The organism is Oscillibacter sp. CU971, from assembly GCF_905219725.1.
Taxonomy (GTDB): domain Bacteria; phylum Bacillota; class Clostridia; order Oscillospirales; family Oscillospiraceae; genus Oscillibacter.
Window position 1 is genome coordinate 1 of the sequence record NZ_CAJMXG010000314.1, and the last position, 2,830, is coordinate 2,830.

The window sequence follows — 2,830 nt, forward strand, 5'->3', positions numbered from 1 at the left end:
CCCACTTGTACCGCGATCTCCCCGACACGGGCGTTTACTGTATCAAAGAGCCCCGACAGGTTGTCCATGATCCCGCCGGTCAGCAGCTCCTTGAGCCAGTTCGTGATCCAGTCGGTGAGAAATCCCATGAAGCGTCGCCCTTAGAACAGGCCGGACAACAGGGGAATGAGGGTCGTGCCCAGCAGGATAATGCCGCCGCCCGCCATGAGCTGTTTCATGCCCTGGCTTTTGGAGCCCGGATTGTCGGACCCGTAGCCCTCCAGGAGATTGACGACGCCCCACACGCCCAGACCAGCGCCCAGGGCCACAACGAGGGTCTGCAAGGTGGTGATAGCGGAAGAAAAGAACTCCATATAAACCTCCATATTCTCCGGGAATATCATCCCGGCCATGAAAAAAGCCGCCCTTGTCAGGCGGCAGGAACGCTCTGGACACGGTGTCCAGAGGTTATACAAAGGCGTCCGGGTCGTCCAGGTCGTCATAGTTGAAGATGTCCTCGTCCTCGCCTATGTCCNCCTCGTCCGGCACGTCCGCCTCGTACACGGTGTATCGCTCGTCGGGGTCCAGCTTCTCCATACGGCGGGAGATCAGGCGGGACAGGTCAAAGGCATTTTTCTTGTCCGCCTCCGCCGTATAGCGGTAATTGGGGTGCTGCTTCAAGTCGTACTTGGGGGAGAAAAAGGGCCGCAGCCCCCGGAGCTGTAAAATACATTTGTCGCCGCGCATCGNGGTGAGCTCGTCCATGGTCATAAGCTCCCGGCCCAGGCGCTGGGTGTTCTGGCTGTAACTCTNGGACTGCCCGCGGGACCGGCTGTCGGTCTGCATGGAAATGGTTTGCTTGCCCAGCCACGCCTCGGAAATCTCCTTGACGGTGGAGTGCTCCCGCCCGCCCAGGAAAACCACGCTGTCCATGTTGCCCATGATCGTCTCGGCGTTGTCCTTGTAAATGGCCTTGCACTGGGACTGGGCCTGATAGAACAGGGTCAGGCTGACCTCGCGGGAGCGGATCACCGCCACCAGCTTCTCCAGGTTCGGGACCTGCCCCGTGTTGGCGGCCTCGTNCCACAGCACCCGGACGTGGTGGGGCAGGCGGCCCCCATGCACATTGTCCGCCCTCTCGCACAGGAGGTTGAACATTTGGGAGAANGCCAGGGCCACAATGAAATTGTAGGTGGTGTCCGTGTCGCTGATGATGAAGAAAGCCGCCGTCCGCTTGTCCCCCAGGCGGTCCAGCTCCATTTCGTCATAGCTCATGATCTCCCGGAGCTGGGGAATGTCAAAGGGAGCCAGCCGCGCCCCGCAGCTAATCAGTATGGAGCGGGCGGTTTTGCCGCTGGCTAATTTGTACTTCTTGTNCTGCTTCANGGCGAAGCANTCCGGCTTGCGCTTCTCCAGGCCCTTGAACATATAGTCGATGGCGTTCATAAAANCCGGGTCGTCCTCTTTCACTTCCATTCCCGANANCATGTCTACCAGCGTGTTCATGTTCCGGTCCTCCTCCGGCCCCTCGAAGATGATATAGGCAATCAGGGCGCAGTATAAAAGCGTTTCCGATTTGGTCCAGAACGGGTCCCCCTCCTTGCCCTCCCCCTTGGTGTTGGCAATCAGGGTGTTCACGAATTTCAGAATATCCGCCTCGTTTTTGATATAGGCCAGGGGGTTATAGTGCATGGAGCGTGAGAAGTCGATACTGTTGAAAANCTTGATTTTNTACCCTTTTTTCCGCTGGAGGAAATAGCCCATCTGGGACAGCACCCCGCCCTTGGGGTCCACCACCACATAGGAGGAGTGGGCCTGGAGGAGCTGGGNCGTGAGCCAGAAGCGGGTCTTGCCGGAGCCGGAGGAGCCGATCACGCAGGCGTTGAGGTTCCGGGCGTTGGCCGGGTTCTTGGGCCGGGTGTTGGTGGTGAGAAATTCCGTCCCGGAGAGAATGACGTTTTTCTCAAACCTGGGATCGACGAAAGGGGCTATATCTTTAGGGCCACCCCAGCGCGCGCTGCNGTACTCCTCGTCACGGCGAAATTTTTTCGCGTTTTTGGCCTTGACGTAGACGAACAGCCGGATGGCTGCCGCCCCCGCAATCCCTACCAGCCAGTCCGCCGGGACCAGCCCAGGGGCGGGGGAAGCAAAAGCCGTGTTGATGGTATTCATCATGCCCACCAGCTTCTCCCCGGCATTGGCCCCAGCCGCCAGACGGTAGGCCGTTCCCAATTTGAGGCAGGCCCAGGCCATAAACACATAGGGCATATTGGGGAGAATGTACTTTTTTAAGCTACCTTTCTTCACGGGCCGCCTCCTTTTTCCGCTCCTGGGTCCGCTCCTGGCCCCGCAGCAGTNCCCCNGCCCGCTTCATCCGCTCCAGAATGGGGACCCGCCGCACCCTGGGCCGGTCCATGACACGGCGGGAGTANTCCCCGAAACAGGCGGTAATGGCGTCGGCCTGCTTGGATTTGAAGAACAGCAGATACTTTCCCTCGCCGTTTTTGAAAAAGGCGTAGTCCACATTCCAGCGCCGGGCCACTCGGTCAAACTCCCTGGGGGCCTCCACGGGGAGGCTGTTGGTCGCCTCGCCCTGCTTCATGAGCTGCCGGACGGTCTGCCTGCCGTGGGGCGTTTGGTGGGCCTGCCGCTCCTTTTGGATCTTCTGGCCCGCCGCCCGCAGCGCCCAGGCCAGCGTCCGCGCCGTCAGCTTCCCCGTTCGGATGGAAAGGGCTATCGTCCGCCGGGAAATATCTTCATCTACCAAAAATCATCACCTCCCGCTTCTGGACACGGTGTCCAGAGGGCTACCGCTCCTCCCGGTCCACCTTGGGCGCGGGCCGCTCCGTGG

3 protein-coding genes are annotated in these 2,830 nt (G+C 60.1%); all 3 read right to left on the reverse strand.

Annotation, left to right across the window (positions count from 1 at the left end; genetic code table 11):
* Positions 1–140: 140 nt before the first annotated feature.
* On the reverse strand, positions 141–353 hold the full coding sequence (locus JX325_RS14690; RefSeq protein ID WP_204791823.1) for a Maff2 family mobile element protein: 213 nt from the start codon (positions 351–353) through the stop codon (positions 141–143).
* 94 nt (positions 354–447) lie between these two features.
* The gene (locus tag JX325_RS14695) at positions 448–2,247 is read right to left on the reverse strand and encodes a VirD4-like conjugal transfer protein, CD1115 family (RefSeq protein WP_374220637.1); all 1,800 of its coding nucleotides are present in this window, start codon (positions 2,245–2,247) and stop codon (positions 448–450) included.
* 25 nt (positions 2,248–2,272) lie between these two features.
* The gene (locus tag JX325_RS14700; RefSeq protein WP_374220636.1) at positions 2,273–2,746 is read right to left on the reverse strand and encodes a PcfB family protein; all 474 of its coding nucleotides are present in this window, start codon (positions 2,744–2,746) and stop codon (positions 2,273–2,275) included.
* Positions 2,747–2,830 lie beyond the last annotated feature (84 nt).

Excerpts from the sequence above, each read along its gene's own strand:
- JX325_RS14690 (WP_204791823.1), bottom strand. The coding sequence starts at position 353 with ATGGAGTTCTTTTCTTCCGCTATCACCACCTTGCAGACCCTCGTTGTG.